The organism is Sphingopyxis sp. (genome assembly GCF_050725655.1).
Lineage (GTDB): Bacteria > Pseudomonadota > Alphaproteobacteria > Sphingomonadales > Sphingomonadaceae > Sphingopyxis.
The window spans coordinates 30,486-47,389 of sequence record NZ_JBOHHT010000122.1 but is presented as its reverse complement, the minus strand read 5'-3'; the positions used below and the strand labels follow the sequence as shown (position 1 = coordinate 47,389).

Genomic DNA, 16,904 nt, shown 5'->3' with positions numbered 1-16,904 from the left:
CTGGGTTCCCGCTTTCGCGGGACTGACGAAGGGGGAATTGTGAGCGCCGAATCCTATCGCTTTCCCATCCTGGCGGCCGCCCTCATCGCCGCCGTCATCCTCCTCGGCCTGGCGGTCGGCGCGGGTTGGACGCAGGTCGCCGACTGGCAAATCTCGTATTCGCTGGCGATCCGCGTCGACGAAAGAGACCCGGCCTTCATCGCCTTCATGCAAGGCGCGAGCTGGATCGGCGGTGGTACGCCGCGCTGGATCATCGTCATCCTGCTCTGCGGGCTCGTATGGCACTGGTGCGGCCCGCGCTGCGCCGTCGCGCTCGGCGGGGCGTCGCTGCTGTCGAATCTCGCTTCCAGCCTCATGAAACTCGGCTTCGGTCGCGCGCGGCCCGACCTGATCGATCACCTCGACCATCAGACGAGCTTTTCTTATCCCAGCGGCCACGCAACCAGCGCCGCGACCGTCTATCTGCTCCTTGCCTGGCTCGCGCCGCCCCGCTGGCGCCCGGCCGCATGGACGCTCGCGGCCGCGATGATCATCCTCAACGCCTTCTCGCGCATCATGCTCGGCGTCCATTGGGCTAGCGACGTCGTCGGCGGCACGATGCTCGGCGCCGCCTTCGCGCTGCTCGGCGTCTGGTGGGTCGCAAGGAACCGGGCGACCGCCTGACGCATTTTCCGCTGTCCTATTTTGCGGCGGTTTGCCATCTAGTTTGCGGGCACCAACAACAGGCGGGTAAAACATGCAATCGCGAATGAAGTTCGGCAGTTTTCTGCGGGGAATCGCTTTGGGCTCAACGGCGCTTTTCGTCGCCTCAATCGCCCCCGCGCAGGCACAGGACGCGGCCGGGCAGACGGTGATCACCGCCGCACGCTACATCGACGTCCTCACCGGAAAGACGGTCGAATTTCCGGCCATCTTCGTCGGCGCCGACGGTCGCATCACGAACATCGCCGATGCACGCACGGTGCGCTGGGGATCGAACGTCAAACATATCGACCTCGGCGACAGGACGTTGCTCCCGGGCCTGATCGACATGCATGTCCATCTCGACGGCCCCGCCGATATCGGCGGCTATCGCGGCCTCGAATTTACCGACAGTTTCTGGGGCATGACCGCGGTCAAGAATGCCAACGACATGCTCGGCGCGGGCTTCACCACCGTACGCAATGTCGGGTCGGACAATCGCAACGATATCGGGCTCAAGCAGGCGATCGACGCGGGCTATGCCACGGGCCCGCGCATCGTCCCCGCAGGCTATGCGCTCGGTGCGACCGGCGGGCATTGCGACAGCACCTTCCTGCCGCCCAGCCTCGAAAAGAAGGACGGCAAGGAAGAGGGCATCGGCGACACGCCCGAGGAACTCCGCTTTCAGGTCCGCCGCCAGCGCAAATATGGCGCCGAGGTCATCAAGGTCTGCGCGACCGGCGGGGTCTTTTCGCGCAACACCGAACCCGGCCAGCTCCAGGTCTCCGAAAAAGAGCTCGCCGCGATCGCCGACGAGGCGCACCAATGGGGCCTGCGCGTGGCTGCGCATGCACATGGCGCGACAGGCATCCGCGCCGCGATCGCCGCCGGCATCGATACGATCGAACATGCCAGCCTGGTCGATGACGAGGGCATCCGCATGGCGCTCGCGCGCAAGCAGCCGGTGTGGTTCTCGATGGATATCTACAACACCGAATATACGCAGGCCGAAGGCGCGAAGAACGGCGTGCTCGAGGATAATCTTCGCAAGGACCGCGAGGTCGCCCAGATCCAGCGCGACAATTTCCGCAAGGCGGTGAAGGCGGGCGTGCGCATGGTGTTTGGGTCCGACGCCGGCGTCATGCCGCACGGGCAGGTCGGCGGCCAGTTCCGCGTCATGGTCGAATATGGGATGACCCCGCTCCAGGCGATCCAGGCCGCGACCAAAAACGCCGCCGAGGCGCTCGGCCGCGAGAAGGATGTCGGGGCGATTTCTGTGGGCCGTTACGCCGATATTGTCGCGGTCGACGGCAATCCGCTGGCCGACGTGCGCCAGCTCGAAAGCGTCGACGCAGTGGTGAAGGGCGGGGTGATCGTCAGGGGCAAATAGGCTCCTATAGCACCAGCCGGTCGACCAATGCTTCGCGCATGTCGGGGGAGAAATTCAGCACCGCCTCGGCATAGGTCGGAATATCGCCATGATCGCGCCGCACCGTGGCGAGCGCGGCGTCGAGATAGGCGGGGTTGACCGACATCAGCGCGCGGATCGCATCGTCGTGGATTTCGGCGCCATAGCGCGAGCGGATATGCGCCGCGCCCTGCGCGATGCGTTCCTCGATCTTGCCCGCGGTGTTGGTGAGCAGATAGTCCTGCATCAGATCATCTTCATGGACCCCGAGCAGCCGGTGGACGATCGCGACCGCAAAGCCGGTGCGGTCCTTGCCTGCGACACAATGGACAAGGCTGGGCGCGTCATATTCGGCGAGCGCCGCCAGATAGAGTCGCAGCGTCGCGACGAGCGCGGGGCGATAGGGCATGCCGGCATAGGTATCGATCATCCGCTCGCGCGCCGTCTCGACATCGATCGTCCCGCCCGCCGCCTGCAGATGCGGTGCAAGCCCGGCGGTGATGCCGCCCGCAAACAGCACGCGCGCCGAGAAAGCCTCGGAACGGCGGCACGGATGCAACTCGCGCTCGTCGTCGCCGCGCAGGTCGATCACCGTCTCGAGCCCCAGCGCGTCGAGTGCGTCCAGATCATTGTCGGTCGCCGCCTCGTGGTGCGCCGAGCGCCACAGCGTCCCGTCACGCAGCCGCCCGCCACCCTCAACCGCGTAACCGCCATAGTCGCGGAAATTGTGGACGCCGGCCAGTGGCAGGACTCGCTCGGCAATCATCATCATTCTCCTGTAAACACCGGGGGACGCTTTTCGACGAAGGCGTTGATCGCCTCGCGGTTATCCGCGGTTTCATGGACGATCGCCTGATAGGCTGCACTGAGTTCCAAAATATCGCTCATCCGGCTGTGCTGCGCCTCGCGGAGCAGGCGTTTCGTCAGGCGCAGCGCGCGCGGCGGATTGCAGACGATCCGCTCGGCAATGGCGATTGCACGGTCGAGCAGTTCCGCATCGGGCACGACGTCCGTGACCAGACCATATTCCTTTGCCTGCGCGGCGTCAAAGCGATCGCCAGTCAGGAACAGCTCGGCGGCGCGCGGATAGCCCAGCACCTTCTGCAACAGCCAGGCGCCGCCGTCGCCGGGGACGATCCCGACCTTGATAAAGCTGCACGCGAACTTCGCGCTCTCGGCCGCGATGCGGATGTCGCAGGTGCAGGCAAGGTCACAGCCGAGCCCGATCGCATGGCCGTTGACCGCCGCAATCATCGGCACCTCGCAATCCATCAGTGCGCGGATCACCGCCTGCACGCCCTTGCGGTAATTGGCACGAGTGGAATCGGGCTGGTCGAGCACGCCGATGCCGGTGCGATCCTGCATGCCTTTCAGGTTCCCGCCGGCGCTGAACGCCTTGCCGCTGCCGGTCAGGATGATCGCGCTGACGCTACGGTCGTCGCCGAGGGTGCGAAGCGTGTCGATAATGTCCTGGCAGTCTTCGTGCGTGCCGATCGCGTTCATGCTCTCGGGCTTGATCATCGTCAGGATCGCGATCTTGCCCCGCCGCTCGACACTCAGAAATTCGCCCATCTTCAATTATCCTTTGCTGCCTAACCAAAGCTATTGCATGGCTGGTGCGACATGCAAGGCTTTGCGCTCTATCCGTTCGATCCACCCGGCGACATTGCCGCACTGCGCGCCGGTTTGCGGGCATGGCTTGCGGTGAACCAGCCGCAGGATGACGTGGTGGCGCGGGCGAATTGCTGGGCAAGCTTCGATGCCGGCTTCAGCCGCGCGCTCGGCGCGGCGGGGTACATCGGCATGACGTTGCCGGCACGCTACGGCGGCGGCGACCGCCATCCGCTCGAACGCTATGTCGTGATCGAAGAACTGCTGGCGGCCGGAGCGCCCGTCGGCGCGCACTGGATCGCCGACCGCCAGACCGGCCCGCTGATCCTGCGCTACGGCAGCGAGGAGCAGCGCGAGCGCTATTTGCCCGGCATCGCAAAGGGGGAGCTTTACGCCTGCATCGGCCTGTCCGAACCGGGCGCGGGCTCCGACCTCGCGGCCGTGCGAACAACGGCGCGCGAAACCGCCGAAGGCTGGCGTATCAACGGCCAGAAAATCTGGACCACGGGCGCGCATTTCTCGCACATCATGCTCGCACTCGTCCGCACCGAAGAGGGCAGCGAGCGTAACGCGGGATTGAGCCAGCTGCTGATCGACCTCGACACGCCGGGCATCACGATCCGCCCGATCATCGACATGGCGGGCCATCACGACTTCAACGAGGTGTTCTTCGACGATGTGCTCGTGCCCCACGGCGCGCTGGTCGGCGAGCGCGGGCAAGGGTGGAAGCAGGTCACCGCCGAACTCGGTCTCGAACGATCGGGACCGGAACGCTATCTGTCGAGCCACGCGCTGTTCGCGGCGCTGATCGACGCCGGAGGCCCCGAACCCGATCCGGCGATCGCGACGCTGATCGGCGAACTCACCGCCGAAATGTGGACGCTGCGCCAACTCTCGATGTCGACCGCGGCCAAGCTCGCAGCGGGCGAAGATCCGATGGTCGAGGCGTCGGTGGTCAAGGAACTGGGCAATGCCTTCGAACAGGACATGCCTCGCCGCGTGCAGGCGATCGTCGACTGCGGCTGGGACGATGAAGGTGATCTCGCGAAACTGCTCCGCGTGTTGCTTATCGCATCGCCCAGTTTCTCGCTCCGCGGCGGAACTCGCGAAGTGATCCGCGGGATCATCGCACGCGGCTTGGGCCTTAGATGAGCGCGGCCCGCGATATGCTCTGCGATACCGCGCGCGCGGTGTTCGCCGAAGCCGCCACGGCAGGGATCGCTCCCGTCGAAGAAGCCGGTTTCGCATTGCTGCTTGTCCCTGAAGTGGAGGGCGGTTTCGGCGGCGACTGGGGCGACGCAAACGCAGTGCTGCAAATCGCCGGTGCGGCCGTGCCGGATCTCCCGGTTGCCGAGTTGATCGCCGGCGGCGCGTATCAGCCCGCGGCGACGGTGAGCCTGATGGCGGGCGCGATGGGGCAGGCGCTTTCGCTCTCGATCGACCATGTGAACACCCGCCAGCAGTTCGGCCGCCCGCTCGGCAAGTTTCAGGCGGTACAGCAAACGCTGGCCGTGATGGCATGCGAAGTCCGCGCGGTCGAGGCGGCGGCGGCGGCGCTGGCGGCGCGGCTCGATGCGGTGGACCTCGACACGTCTGCCGCCGATTTTGAAATCGCAGCGGCGAAACTACGCGCCAATCGCGCCGTCGGCATCGTCACCGCCGTTGCCCATCAGGTGCATGGCGCGATCGGATTTACCGAGGAGTATGATCTCCACCGGGTGACCGTCCCGCTGATGCGCTGGCGCGGCGCCCACGGCAACGACGCCTTTTGGGCGCAGCGCCTTGGACGACAGGTCGCCAGCCTCGGCGGGCGCGGCCTCTGGGAAGCGATGACCGAGCGCGGCGCCTGAGTCGTCAGCGCAGCGCGCCGCCTTCGCGCAGCGCGGCAATCTTGTCTGCATCATAGCCGAGAGCCGCCAGCACGGCTTCGCCATCGGCCCCGACCGCGGGAGCCGGGCGCGGCGTATCATTGACGCTTACCGAATAACGCGGGGCAGGGGCAGGCTGCACCGCGCCGCCGACGGTCAGGAAGGTTTCGCGCTCGACATTGTGCGGATGCTGCGGCGCTTCGCTCAGCGACAGGATCGGCGCGAAGCAGACGTCGGTCATTTCCATGATCGCACACCATTCGTCGCGCGTCTTCGTCTTGAACAGCGCGGTCAGCTTTTCCTTCAACGGTCCCCATTGCGCAGAATTCATCTGGGCATCGAAATCGGGATCGTCGGCAAGACCAGTCTTTTCGCGCAGGAGCGCATAGAATTGCGGTTCGATCGACCCTATCGAGATGAACTTGCCGTCGGCGCAGACATAGCTGTCGTAGAAGTGCGCCGCGCCGTCGAGCATGTTGACGCCGGCTTCATCCTTGAGCCGCCCCGCCGCATGGAACCCCCACGTCATGCCCGCGAGCAGCGCCGATCCGTCGGTCATCGCGCAGTCGATCACCTGGCCTTCGCCGGTACGCGCCGCATGCACGAGGGCGCTCGACATACCGAAGGCGAGCATCATCCCGCCGCCGCCGAAATCGCCGACATAATTGACCGGCGGGACAGGCTTTTCGCCCGCGCGGCCAATGCCGTGGAGCACACCCGACAGCGAGATATAGTTGATGTCGTGTCCCGCCGCCTGGGAATAGGGGCCGAACTGGCCCCAGCCGGTCATGCGGCCATAGACAATTTTGGGATTATCGGCGAGCAGCACCTCGGGACCAAGCCTGAGCCGCTCCATCACCCCCGGCCGATAGCCTTCGATGATCCCGTCGGCGCTTTTGCAAAGATCGCGCGCGATTTGCACCGCGTCGGGATTCTTCATGTCGAGCGCGATCGAGGTGCGGTTGCGGCTCAGCGGATCGCGCGGATCCATGAAGCCGCCCGGCCGGTCGATCCGGATCACCTCGGCGCCATGGTCGGCGAGCATCATGCCGCAGAAGGGGCCGGGACCAATGCCCGCAAATTCAATGATCCTGATACCCTTCAGCGGCCCGGTCATTTGACTCTCCTGTTCCTCAGATACGTTCGATGATGATCGCGGGCGCCATGCCGCCCGCAGCGCACATCGTGACGAGGCCATAGCGGCCGCCCGAGCGCTCGAGTTCGTCGAGCGCGGTGCCGATCAGGATCGAACCGGTCGCGCCGATCGGGTGGCCGAGCGCCATCGCGCCGCCGTTGATATTCACCTTCTCGCGGTCGAGATCGAGATCGCGGATGAACTTTTCGGCGACGACCGAAAAAGCTTCGTTGATTTCCCAGACATCGATGTCGTCCTTCGTGAGGCCGGCCTTTTCGAGCACCTTCTTCGCCGCGGGAACGGGCGCATTAAGCATCAACGTCGGATCATCGCCGATATTGGCATAGGCGACAACGCGCGCGCGCGGTTTCAGGCCATGCTTGTCGGCATAGTCCTTCGACGTCAGAAGTAGCGCTGCCGCGCCATCGACGACGCCCGACGAATTGCCAGCATGATGGAAATGCTGGATTTCGACGTCGGGATAGCGGCGATTGACCTGCTTGCGGAAGGTGAAGCCGCCGCCAAGGTCGAAATCGGCAAGGCCGGTGAAGGCCGGCTTGAGCGAGGCGAGACCCTCGGCTGTCGTTTCCGGCCGCGGGAATTCCTCATGGTCGAGCGCGACGCTGCCGTCGGGATTGAGAACCGGCACCACCGACTTGTTGAAACGGCCTTCCTTGATGGCACGATCGGCGCGCTGCTGGCTGACGAGCGCGAGCGCGTCGAGCGCTTCGCGGCTGATCCCTTCGATCGTCGCAATCGCATCGCCGCACACGCCTTGATGCGATTGCGGGTGCAATTCGTCGAGCGCTTCGTGACCCGATCCCATCAGGCGTGGCGGCAGCCCGGCGTTCGCCTGTTCAGCGGCAAAAGCGGTCGTGTAGCTCATCATCTCGGTGCCACCCGCGATAACGCAATCTTCCATGCCGCTCATCACGCTGGCCGCCGCGAAATTCACCGAACTGATCCCGCCGCCACAAAAACGGTCGAGCGTCGTTCCGCTCGCCTTCGTATCATAGCCCGCCGACAGCGCCGCCATGCGGCCGAGGTCGCCGCCCTGCTTACCGTTCTGGCTCGACGTCGACCATACGATGTCGTCGACGGTCGCGGTGTCGAGATTGTTGCGATCACGGATGGCGGCAAGCACCGTTGCCGCGAGATGCTGCGGGTGAAGGTGCGACAGCGCGCCCTTGCCGGGCTTGCCGACCCCGCGCGGGGTGCGGACGGCGTCGATGATATAGGCTTCGGCCACGAGAGAATTCCTTTCGATCGGGGAGATTAGCGAGGAGCCATGCGAATAGCGCCATCGAGGCGCACCGCTTGGCCGTTGAAATAGGTGTTGCGAACCATCTCCATCGCGAGGCTTGCATATTCCTCGGCCTTGCCGAGCCGCTTGGGGAAGGGGACCGAGGCTTCAAGGCTTTCCTTCACCTTGGGGTTCATATTGCCGAGCAGCGGGGTGCCGAACACGCCCGGCATGATCGAATTGACCCGGATGCCCAGGTCCATCAGATCGCGCGCCATCGGCAGCACGAGGCCGTTCACGCCGGCCTTGGCCGAACCATAGATAACCTGCCCGATCTGCGCGTCCTGCGCCGCGACCGACGCGGTGAAGATGATTGCGCCGCGCTCGCCGTCTTCCAGCTCGGGCAATGTTGCCATGCCTTCAGCAGCGATCGACCCGATACGATAGCTGGCGGTCAATATGCCCGCGACGCCATAGGCATAATCTTCGGTCGACGTCCGCCGGAACGTGCCGGTGTCCTTGTCATAGGCGAGCGTCTTGCCGCGGCGCGAGGTCATCGCGCAATGGACGCAGACGCGCTCCTGCCCATGCGCCGCCCGCGCCTTGGCATAACCATCGAGCACCGATTGCTCGTCGGTGATGTCGACATGGACGAACAGCCCGCCGATTGATGCCGCGACTTCCTCACCGAGCGCGTCGTTGATGTCGAAAATGGCGACCTTCACGCCCGATGCCGCGAGAGCCTCTGCGGTCGCACGGCCGAGGCCCGATGCGCCGCCGGTGACAACGGCCGATATACTGGGATCGATTTTCATGGACGCGCCTCCTCAGGCCGGAATCTGATTGAACGGAACACCCTTGTCGGGGCGATGATCCTGCGGCAGGCCGAGGACTTTTTCGGCGATCGTATTGAGCAGCGTCTCGTCCGACCCGCCCGCGATGCGGCCGGTGGGAGCGTTGATCCAGCTCGACGCCCAATCTTCCTTCTGCGAGGCATGTTCGTCGAAGAGGAAGCCGCCGTGGCCCTGAAGGTCGAGCGCAAGCTCCGACAGCTTCTGACGCGAACGCACCGCAACCAGCTTGTTGAGCGAGCCTTCGGGCCCCGGCATCATTCCCGCCTGCATCATCAGCCGCGCGCGCACGTTGATCGAATCGAGCCCCGAACGCATCGCATAGTTGCGCGCAATCTGTTGCCGGATGCGGCCGTCGTCGATTGCGGGGCGGCCATTGAGCTGCACCTCTTTCGCCAGATCGACGAACAGGTCGAGGTGCGGACCGAAACCCGCGCTGTCAGTCGCGACATAGCGTTCGATCATCAGCGTCGCGATCGCGACCGCAAAGCCGCCGCCGACCGGCGACATGCGATGATCGTCGGTAATCTTCACATCGTCGAAGAAGACCTCGTTGACGTGACTATCACCGCCCGCGAGCTTGATCGGGCGCACTGTCACACCGGGCGCCTTCATATCGACCCAAAAGTAAGTCAGCCCCTTATGCTTCGGAACAGTCGGGTCGGTGCGGACGACAATGACGCCATAGTCGCTATAATGCGCCCAGCTCGTCCACACCTTTTGCCCGTTGATCTTCCACCCGTTGCCGTCGGGCTCCGCCTTGGTACGGAGACCCGCAAGATCCGACCCGCCCGAGGGTTCCGAAAAGAGCTGACACCAGATTTCCTCGCCTTGCAGCGCCTTCAGCACGCGCTCCTTGACGAACTCCTTGTCGCTACCAAACTGCATCAGCACGGGCACCGGCATACCGAGCGAGATGCCGAAATAGAAACTCGGGAAGCCGTGCTTCATTTCCTCGGCGTCGAAGGTGACCTTTTGGAGGTGGCCGAGCCCCTGACCGCCATATTCGGCCGACCAGTTGATCCCGGCATAGCCCGCGTCGAACTTTGCCTTCTGATAGCGGCGACCAAGCGCCAGATCGTCAGCTGCGGACAACCCCTTGCGCGCGTCGCGCCCAAAGGTCGGCGCCATCGATACGAGCCACGCCGAGGCATTGGCGCGATAGGCTTCGAGATCGCTCACGCCGCCTCTCCCGCAAGTCGTTCGACAAGAACATCCTCCCAAAACAGGCTGCTGCCCTGTTCAATCGCCAAACTGCGTGCCCGGCGCATGTGGAGGTGCAGGCCGATCTCCCACGTCACGCCGATGCCGCCGTGGATCTGGATGCAATCGCGCGCCGCGGTGTCATAGGCTTCGGTTGCCGACAGGCGCGCCGCAGCCGCGGCTGTGATGAAATCGGGCGAACCCTCACGTGCCGCGGCATGAATGCAATTTGCGCGCGCCAGTTCGACGAGGCCGTAAAGCTCGGCGATCCGATGCTTCACCGACTGGAACGCGCCGATCGGCTGACCGAAGGCGCGGCGGGTGAGGGCATAGTCGCGCGCGATTTCCATCAGCGCCTCGGCGCCGCCGGTCTGTTCGTGCGCCGTGACCACCGACTGGAGCGCAAGGATGTGAAGCGCCGCATCGCGTGCCATATTGCCAACCGCGAACGGTTCCGCCGGCACGCCCGAAAAGTCGAGGTCGGCAATCAGACGGCTGTTGTCGAAGCTCGGGACGGCGGAGCGCTGTGCTCCGGCGAGATCGACAAGCGCGAGCACCGGCATATCCGGTCCGTTCGCAAAGACGATTGCGACATCCGCCGCGAGCCCCGCAGAAACGCCGCGCATATGGCCGTCGAGCCGATCCTCGGTAAAGGTCACGTCGGGGCGGGCAGGAAGGATGTCGGGTCCAGCCGCAAAAGCGATCGCACCAATGGCTTCGCCGCTCGCCAATCCCGGTAGCCAGCGCGCCTTTTGCGCGTCGGAACCGAAAAGCTCGATCGCTTTCGCCGCGCCGAAGTTCGACGTCAGGAACGGCGCGCCGCTGATGCTACGCCCCGCCTGATGCGCGATCAGCCCCAGCTCGATCAACCCAAGACCAAGTCCGCCATCGGCTTCGGGAAGCGCGAGCGCGGTCCAGCCCTGCTCCTTCGCGGTATCCCAGAAGGGGCGATGATATTCGCCGACGGTTTCGAGAAGCGGCAGCAGCGCGTCCTTGCCGACCCGCGCCTCCAATACGCGCCGCGATTCGGTCGCGATCGCCTGCTGGCCTTCGTCATAGAGGATGGTCATGCGTGCACCCGTCCTTCTCCCATTATCTCGTTGCGGCCAATGAACCGGACGTTGACGTAAACGTCAAGCACTTTGACGGTACGCTTTTCAGGCCGCAACTGACGACCGCGTCAGGCGAGCCCGGCTTTCCAGTCGCGGCGGATTTTCTTGGCAAGGCTCCATTTGTGGACCTCGGTCGGGCCGTCATAGATGCGAAAGGCGCGAACTTCGCGAAAAACCTGTTCGACGATCGTTTTGTCGGTGACCCCGGTGCCGCCCATCACCTGGACGCAGCGGTCGGCGATGCGCATCAGCGCTTCCGACACTGCGACCTTCGTCATCGAGCTTTCGACGGTGCCGAGCGATCCGGTATCGAGCACGCCCGCGCACCAGTCGATCATCAGTTCGGCCTGCTTCAGGTCGATCATATTTTCGGCGAGCATGAAGCCGACGCCCTCATGGTCGATCAGCGGCTTGCCGAACGCTTCGCGGCGGTTCGCATAGTCGGTCGCAATCTCGTGCGCACGAATGCACGCGCCGAGCCAGCGCATGCAATGCGACAAGCGAGCAGGGGAGAGGCGCACCTGCGCGTAACGAAAGCCTTCTCCGGCCTCGCCCAGCATCTGGTCGGCCGGCACGCGCAGATTGTCGATCGTCAGCGTCGCGTGGCCGCCGGGCATAGAGCTGTCGATCGTGTTCGGCACGTCGTCGATGCGGATCGCGGGATCGGGCAGGTCGACGAGGAACATGCACGCGCCCTGTTCGGACTTTGCCATCACGATGCCGACGCGCGCGCCGAGCGCGCCGGTGATGAAGGTCTTGCGGCCATTGACGACCCAATGATTGCCGTCGAGGTGGCAGGTTGTTTTCATCATCGACGGATCGGACCCGGCGCCGCCCTCTTCAGCCGGCTCGGTCATGAAAAAGGCCGAACGGACGCGCCCTTCGACCATCGGCTTCAGGAAGCGCTCCTTGAGTTCGGGGCTGCCTTCCTTGCCGAGCAGATACATATTGCCCTCGTCGGGCGCCATTGTGTTGCAGGCGAGCGGACCGAGCGGCGACAGTCCGCTCTTGATCAGCACGACTGCCGTCTCGCGCTGGTTCAAATGATCACCGTCGCTCAGAATATGCGGGGTCAGGACGCCGGCGGCGCGAGCATGTTCGCGCATTTCCATCACAAGCTCGTCGGTCGGCGCGCCATGATGGTCGCGGCGCGGGTCGGTCTCGAAAGGAACGACAGTTTCGCGGACGAAGGTTTCGACCTTTCCGGCAATCGCCAACGCCTGATCCGATATGCCTTCGCGCGCCGCCATCTTGATTCCCTTCGCTATCTAACTATCCCCCCAGTCAACCCGACGTTGACGTAAGCGTCAAGTTATTTCATGGATCAGAGCGAAGATGCCGTAAGGGCAGAACCGCACAGGAGAGACTCGAATGGCTTTCAAGACACGCATCACCGAAATGCTGGGTATCGAGCATCCGATCGTTCAGGGCGGGATGCAGAGCGTCGGCTATGTCGAACTCGCGGCTGCGGTATCGAAGGCCGGGGGGCTTGGCATCCTGACCGCGCTGACCCAGCCGACCCCCGCGGCGCTCAGCGCCGAGATCGAGCGTTGCCGCGCGATGACCGACAAGCCGTTCGGCGTGAACATGACCGTTTTTCCGACAATCAACGCCCCCGATTACAAAGCCTATGCGCAGGCGATCATCGATGGCGGGGTCAAGATCGTCGAAACCGCGGGCACGCAGGCGGTTCGCGAAATCTGGGAGATGCTGAAGCCCCATGGCGTCACGATCCTTCATAAATGTACCGCGGTGCGCCATGCGCTGTCGGCCGAGCGAGCGGGCTGCGACATTATCTCGATCGACGGCTTCGAATGCGCGGGCCACCCGGGCGAGGACGATATCCCAGGGTTGATCCTGATTCCCGCGGCGGCCGACAAGGTAAAAATCCCGATGCTCGCCTCGGGCGGCTTCGGCGACGGTCGCGGTCTCGTCGCGGCGCTGTCGTTGGGCGCCGAAGGCATCAACATGGGTACGCGTTTCTGCGCCACCGTGGAGGCTCCAATCCACGGCAACGTGAAGCAAGCCTATATCGACAACGACGAACGCGGCAGTTTTCTGATCTTCCGCAGCCTCAAGAACACTGCGCGCGTCGGGAAAAGCGAAGTGAGCGAAGAGGTGGTACGCCGTCTCGCTGTGCCCGATGCGACCTTCGCCGACGTTGCGGAATTGGTGAATGGCAAGGCGGGCCGCGAATTGCTGGAGACCGGCGACCTCGGCAAAGGCGTGTTCTGGGCCGGTATGGTCCAGGGGCTAATTCACGATCTCCCGACCTGCAAAGAACTTATCGACCGGATCATCGCCGAGGCCGACGCGATCGTCGGCCAGCGGCTCGCGTCGATGCGCGCGTAAACAGGCCGGGCGCGCTGGCGCGGCGCGGCGGCTTTCGATATGATCCGATTCTTCGTAACTTGATCACATCGAAAGCCGCCGGCCTCCGCGCCCGCCGGCGCGGCAAGGGGGATTTTTGAGCCTCATCGAATATAAGGGTTTCGGCGGCATTCCTCTGTCGGCCGACATGCTGGGCGACGAAAACGATCCCGCGGTGCTGCTGATCCCCGAGGTTGGCCAGGGCCGCGCCGCGTGGCGCGAGGTCGCCGACGCGCTGGTGCTTTCGGGGCGCCGCGTCGTCAATCTCGATCTGCGCGAAGCGGGCGACGAGCACGGACTTGCGCCGCATATCGAGGATCTGCGCGCGGTGCTCGCACAAATGGGTTCGCGCCCGGTTGTTGTGACCGCAGGGCGCGGCGGATGGATAGCGATACGCGCGCTGGCACTCGAAGGCGCCCTGCTGGCCGCCGGATTGGTGCTGGTCGACATGCCGATCGACGAAGACGCCATCGCGAATGGCGTCGCGGCGCGGTTGGCCATCCCGGCGCTCGTCGTACGCGGCGGCTTTTCACCCGCGCAATGCAGCGCGGTGAGCGATGCGTTCAACGCCGCACTGCCGCTCGGCGAAAACGCCGACATCAACGAATGCGATCTGGAACTTGCGTCCGACCGCAAGGAAGCCCTGGTCGGCCAGCTACTCGAATTTCTCGAACGGCGGCAGCCGCGCGAGGCGATGGAGTTCAAGGCCGGATCGGACCCGCGGACGCTCCGCGACGCGATGGGCTGTTTCGCGACCGGCATCACGATCGTCACTGCGCTCGACGACGCGGGAACGCCCGTCGGCCTGACCGCGAACAGCTTCACCTCGGTCTCGCTCGATCCGCCGCTGCTGCTGGTGTGCATTGCCAACACCGCGGGAACCGCGCCGGCGCTACGCAAAGCCGCGCATTTCGGCGTGAACGTGCTGCAGATCGGCCAGCAACCGACGTCGAACCGCTTCGCGGCAAAGGGCGAGGACCGCTTCGCCAGCCAGCCGTGGGCGCCCGGCCAGACAGGCGTGCCACTGCTCGGCAGTTCGCTAGTCTCGTTCGAGTGCCAGCACGAATCGCTGCACGAAGCGGGTGACCATTTCATCCTGGTTGGCCGGGTCGTGCGCGCGCAGTTCGAACCGCACCGCGATCCGCTGCTCTATTTCCGCGGGAAATACCGGCGGCTGCATTTCGCCTGATTGGCGGACAGGGTGGGATTCGAACCCACGGTGAGCTTGCACCCACGGCGGTTTTCAAGTTTAGCGTAACCGGCGTTTGCGTATGTTTGCAGAGGTTGTCATAAGCAAGAGACCGCTCGGGAAATATAGGTTTTAGGCCGCTGGACGTTTTACGTAGGTTGCCGTAAGTTAGCGCAAGCTGCTTATGACTTGCTTATGAGGTTTCCCGCATGGCTATCAAACTTACGAAAACGGTCGTTGACCGCATCAAGCCCGGTCCAAAGGACGAGTTTCATTGGGACGCGGAGGTGAAGGGCTTCGGGGTCCGCGTCACGCCAAGAGGAAAGATCACCTTCGTTGTGCAGGGGCGGGTCGATGGCAGTGGCAAAGAAGCCCGCATCACCATTGGGCCGTATGGCGTGTTTACCGTCGATGGCGCCCGCGACGAGGCAAAGGAGCATCTGCGCTCCATGCGGTTGGGCAGCGACCCCCGTGACGTTAAGAAGCAAAGCGAGGCGATGAAGGTCACCTTGCAAGCCGTCTGTGATGCTTATGTGTCCCGTCCCGGTAAGCTGAAAGCGACCAGCAAGCACGCCATTGAGCGCCATGTGACCACGACGTTTGCGGCGTGGAAGGACAAGCCGGTCGTCAGCATCACCGAGGATATGTGCAAAACCCGGTATCGCGAGATGCTCACGAAGGGTCTGCGTGGTAATCGTGAGGGTGGCTCACCGGGGCAGGCGAACCAAGCGTTCTCCGTTCTCGGGGCGCTGCTCAACTATGCAGCGCGTCAGCATAAGCGGGCGGACGGTTCGCCGCTGATCCCGCACAACCCCGTTGCCATCCTGCGCGACGACAAGGTGCGGTTGAAGCCCCGCACGGCGCGCATTCTCGACAATAAGGTCGGTGCGGCATGGCACGCGCTGACCGAGTGGCGGGCGGTCGCTCATAACCGCGACACCATGTCGAGCATCGACCTTGTGCGGTTCCTCATGCTCACCGGCCTTCGGATCAGCGAGGCGGCTTCGCTCAAGTGGAGCCAGGTGCATCTGGAAGATCAGTATTTCCATCTACCTAACCCGAAGAATTCCAACCCCGTCTCAATGCCGCTCTCCACGCAGGCCGTGAAGCTGCTGAAAGCCCGTCCGAGGGTCGAGGACAACGAATACGTCTTCCCGAGCTGGGGCGTGCTTGGCCATATCAAAGATCCGCGCGATCTGATGAAGAAGCTGAGCGGCGTTGCCGGTAGCGCCATCACCCCACACGCGCTTCGCCGGACCTATACGAACGTCGCTCTGCGCCAGTGCCGCATCGAAAAGTTCAGGACCGACCTGCTTACGAACCACATCACCCGCGACGTGACCGCCGAACACTACTTCGACACGACAAACCTTCAGTGGCTCCAGCCCGAGGCCCAGAAGATTGCCGATCATCTGGACACGGAAGCGGCGAAAGTAGCGGGTGCCAACGTGGTGCAGATGGCGCTGCCGCAGCGCGCGTGATGCACGGTGCGGGCCGCGCAGGCTCGCGCACAGCGGTGAGGCCGGGGTCGCTGCCGGGTTAGGGGCGGCCCGGTGCCGATCGCGCCCCACGCCGCCTTACAGCCGAGGCCGGGTAGCCGGTCGTTCAGATCGCATTTTCGGGCAAGTCGCCGCGAGCCGTCCCTCCACAAATCGCCCCCTGATCGGTTTACGGATTAAAATCCTACCGGCCGATTTTTGCCGATCCCGGTTCGGGACTGCCAACACCGCATTTTGTCCGAGCGTGGCCGCTTAGCCTGTGCTAACAATGCGTTGCAGTGCCGGGGACGGGGCACTCAAACCTACTGTCCCCGCAGCCGTTGGAGTAAGGCGCAAGCCCCAGGACACGGACACTTTGCTAGAGGGGGTTCCTCTGGCGCTGGTGACCACAGCTCATCGACGCTCTGCTTGACGGTCAAGGACCGTGCAGGGCGATGCTGGAGTCACCGCCATGACCGCATCGGTCAACGTCCTCAATCATTATGAAGCCGCCGCGCTTATCGGGATAACACCCGCCACGCTCCGATTTTGGAGATGTAAGGGCAAGGGGCCGCGTTTCATCAAGCTGGGCCAGTCCAAGCAAGCCGGGGTCTGTTACGACCCGGCCGACATTGAGGCGTGGAAGGCGGCGCGCAAGTTCGCGTCCACCAGCGCCGCGACGGTCCAATATCCCGCCACAGCATGATCGTCACGAATAGGGGCCGGACGCCCAGCAGCATCCGGCCCCCGAAAGG

Annotated in this window: 16 protein-coding genes; 8 read left to right on the top strand and 8 right to left on the bottom strand. The window is 64.1% G+C overall.

Annotated features, from left to right (window positions below; all coding sequences use genetic code 11):
- Positions 1-663 (top strand): phosphatase PAP2 family protein (locus tag ACREBX_RS19945; RefSeq protein ID WP_431563473.1); only part of this gene is annotated, 663 nt, incomplete at its 5' end.
- A gap of 73 nt (positions 664-736) precedes the next feature.
- Positions 737-2,071 carry an amidohydrolase family protein gene (locus ACREBX_RS19940; RefSeq protein ID WP_431563472.1) on the top strand — a complete coding sequence of 445 codons (1,335 nt, stop codon included), beginning with the start codon at positions 737-739 and terminating at the stop codon, positions 2,069-2,071.
- Positions 2,072-2,075: 4 nt separating this feature from the next.
- Here ACREBX_RS19940 and ACREBX_RS19935 read toward each other — a convergent pair whose 3' ends face one another.
- Together ACREBX_RS19935 and ACREBX_RS19930 are read right to left on the bottom strand one after the other, a co-directional pair.
- Positions 2,076-2,861 (bottom strand): tyrosine-protein phosphatase, encoded by a 786-nt coding sequence (locus ACREBX_RS19935; protein WP_431563471.1) that lies wholly within the window; start codon positions 2,859-2,861, stop codon positions 2,076-2,078.
- A complete protein-coding gene (locus ACREBX_RS19930; RefSeq protein ID WP_431563470.1) occupies positions 2,858-3,661 on the bottom strand; it encodes a crotonase/enoyl-CoA hydratase family protein in 804 nt (267 codons plus the stop codon). The genes ACREBX_RS19935 and ACREBX_RS19930 overlap by 4 nt, the downstream gene beginning before the upstream one ends.
- 51 nt (positions 3,662-3,712) lie before the next feature.
- On the opposite strand from ACREBX_RS19930, the gene ACREBX_RS19925 reads away from it, so the two are divergent.
- On the top strand, positions 3,713-4,852 hold the full coding sequence (locus tag ACREBX_RS19925; protein WP_431563469.1) for an acyl-CoA dehydrogenase family protein: 1,140 nt from the start codon (positions 3,713-3,715) through the stop codon (positions 4,850-4,852).
- Positions 4,849-5,550 (top strand): acyl-CoA dehydrogenase family protein, encoded by a 702-nt coding sequence (locus tag ACREBX_RS19920; protein WP_431563468.1) that lies wholly within the window; start codon positions 4,849-4,851, stop codon positions 5,548-5,550. Before ACREBX_RS19925 ends, ACREBX_RS19920 begins: the two co-directional genes overlap by 4 nt.
- A 4-nt stretch (positions 5,551-5,554) precedes the next feature.
- On the opposite strand, the gene ACREBX_RS19915 is transcribed toward ACREBX_RS19920, so the two are convergent.
- From ACREBX_RS19915 to ACREBX_RS19890, 6 genes are all read right to left on the bottom strand, one after another.
- On the bottom strand, positions 5,555-6,685 hold the full coding sequence (locus ACREBX_RS19915) for a CaiB/BaiF CoA transferase family protein (protein ID WP_431563467.1): 1,131 nt from the start codon (positions 6,683-6,685) through the stop codon (positions 5,555-5,557).
- A gap of 16 nt (positions 6,686-6,701) precedes the next feature.
- A complete protein-coding gene (locus tag ACREBX_RS19910) occupies positions 6,702-7,952 on the bottom strand; it encodes an acetyl-CoA C-acetyltransferase (protein ID WP_431563466.1) in 1,251 nt (416 codons plus the stop codon).
- A gap of 26 nt (positions 7,953-7,978) precedes the next feature.
- Positions 7,979-8,761: an SDR family NAD(P)-dependent oxidoreductase gene (locus ACREBX_RS19905; protein ID WP_431563465.1), complete on the bottom strand. Its 783-nt coding sequence runs from the start codon at positions 8,759-8,761 to the stop codon at positions 7,979-7,981.
- Between the two features lie 12 nt (positions 8,762-8,773).
- Entirely contained in the window at positions 8,774-9,979 is a 1,206-nt protein-coding gene (locus ACREBX_RS19900; protein ID WP_431563464.1) for an acyl-CoA dehydrogenase family protein, read from the bottom strand.
- A complete protein-coding gene (locus tag ACREBX_RS19895; protein ID WP_431563463.1) occupies positions 9,976-11,070 on the bottom strand; it encodes an acyl-CoA dehydrogenase family protein in 1,095 nt (364 codons plus the stop codon). Before ACREBX_RS19895 ends, ACREBX_RS19900 begins: the two co-directional genes overlap by 4 nt.
- 110 nt (positions 11,071-11,180) lie before the next feature.
- Positions 11,181-12,362, bottom strand: coding sequence for an acyl-CoA dehydrogenase family protein (locus ACREBX_RS19890; RefSeq protein ID WP_431563462.1), 1,182 nt, complete (start codon positions 12,360-12,362; stop codon positions 11,181-11,183).
- Between the two features lie 121 nt (positions 12,363-12,483).
- Here ACREBX_RS19890 and ACREBX_RS19885 point away from each other — a divergent pair, with 121 nt between their 5' ends.
- The 4 genes from ACREBX_RS19885 to ACREBX_RS19870 all read left to right on the top strand — a co-directional run bounded on the left by ACREBX_RS19885 (position 12,484) and on the right by ACREBX_RS19870 (position 16,855).
- The gene (locus ACREBX_RS19885; RefSeq protein ID WP_431563461.1) at positions 12,484-13,464 is read left to right on the top strand and encodes an NAD(P)H-dependent flavin oxidoreductase; all 981 of its coding nucleotides are present in this window, start codon (positions 12,484-12,486) and stop codon (positions 13,462-13,464) included.
- Between the two features lie 115 nt (positions 13,465-13,579).
- Positions 13,580-14,671 (top strand): flavin reductase, encoded by a 1,092-nt coding sequence (locus ACREBX_RS19880; protein ID WP_431563460.1) that lies wholly within the window; start codon positions 13,580-13,582, stop codon positions 14,669-14,671.
- A gap of 209 nt (positions 14,672-14,880) precedes the next feature.
- On the top strand, positions 14,881-16,152 hold the full coding sequence (locus tag ACREBX_RS19875; RefSeq protein ID WP_431563459.1) for a tyrosine-type recombinase/integrase: 1,272 nt from the start codon (positions 14,881-14,883) through the stop codon (positions 16,150-16,152).
- A 469-nt stretch (positions 16,153-16,621) separates the two neighbouring features.
- On the top strand, positions 16,622-16,855 hold the full coding sequence (locus ACREBX_RS19870) for a helix-turn-helix transcriptional regulator (RefSeq protein WP_431563458.1): 234 nt from the start codon (positions 16,622-16,624) through the stop codon (positions 16,853-16,855).
- The last annotated feature ends 49 nt before the right edge of the window (positions 16,856-16,904 follow it).

Coding starts and splice junctions, on each gene's coding strand:
- ACREBX_RS19915 (WP_431563467.1), bottom strand. CDS start 6,685: ATGACCGGGCCGCTGAAGGGTATCAGGATCATTGAATTTGCGGGCATT.
- ACREBX_RS19940 (WP_431563472.1), top strand. CDS start 737: ATGCAATCGCGAATGAAGTTCGGCAGTTTTCTGCGGGGAATCGCTTTG.
- ACREBX_RS19925 (WP_431563469.1), top strand. CDS start 3,713: ATGCAAGGCTTTGCGCTCTATCCGTTCGATCCACCCGGCGACATTGCC.
- ACREBX_RS19870 (WP_431563458.1), top strand. CDS start 16,622: ATGACCGCATCGGTCAACGTCCTCAATCATTATGAAGCCGCCGCGCTT.
- ACREBX_RS19885 (WP_431563461.1), top strand. CDS start 12,484: ATGGCTTTCAAGACACGCATCACCGAAATGCTGGGTATCGAGCATCCG.
- ACREBX_RS19890 (WP_431563462.1), bottom strand. CDS start 12,362: ATGGCGGCGCGCGAAGGCATATCGGATCAGGCGTTGGCGATTGCCGGA.
- ACREBX_RS19895 (WP_431563463.1), bottom strand. CDS start 11,070: ATGACCATCCTCTATGACGAAGGCCAGCAGGCGATCGCGACCGAATCG.
- ACREBX_RS19930 (WP_431563470.1), bottom strand. CDS start 3,661: ATGGGCGAATTTCTGAGTGTCGAGCGGCGGGGCAAGATCGCGATCCTG.
- ACREBX_RS19875 (WP_431563459.1), top strand. CDS start 14,881: ATGGCTATCAAACTTACGAAAACGGTCGTTGACCGCATCAAGCCCGGT.
- ACREBX_RS19935 (WP_431563471.1), bottom strand. CDS start 2,861: ATGATGATGATTGCCGAGCGAGTCCTGCCACTGGCCGGCGTCCACAAT.
- ACREBX_RS19905 (WP_431563465.1), bottom strand. CDS start 8,761: ATGAAAATCGATCCCAGTATATCGGCCGTTGTCACCGGCGGCGCATCG.
- ACREBX_RS19920 (WP_431563468.1), top strand. CDS start 4,849: ATGAGCGCGGCCCGCGATATGCTCTGCGATACCGCGCGCGCGGTGTTC.